At 66.4% G+C, this 232-nt stretch carries 1 pseudogene; it reads left to right on the top strand.

The features are described 5' to 3' along the window. Nucleotides 1–27 precede the first annotated feature (27 nt). Nucleotides 28–232, top strand: a pseudogene (locus tag ACFZPT_RS27140) (FUSC family protein); the annotation flags it as partial.

Below are 232 nucleotides of genomic sequence, written 5' to 3'. Positions count from 1 at the left end.
CGCAAAACCAAAGAGCTCCGCGGGCGCATGATCCACCTGCTGCCGGTGGTGGAGGAGCTGGAAGACGCGCAGTACGCCGTCGAACAGCCCGCGCCGCAGTTACTCGAACGCCTCAAGCCGCTGCTGGACGCCACCGCCCAGTGGCTGCAAAGCAGAGCCGACAATCCGTCCCTGGACAGTTGGCGCGCCCTGCGTAACCAGATCCAAGCCCAACAGCCCAAGGGCGACGCGC

The organism is Pseudomonas sp. MD330_10 (assembly GCF_042610415.1).
GTDB lineage: Bacteria > Pseudomonadota > Gammaproteobacteria > Pseudomonadales > Pseudomonadaceae > Aquipseudomonas > Aquipseudomonas rhodesiae.
Note: the sequence above shows the minus strand (reverse complement) of the source record. Positions and strands in the feature narration are given on the sequence as shown.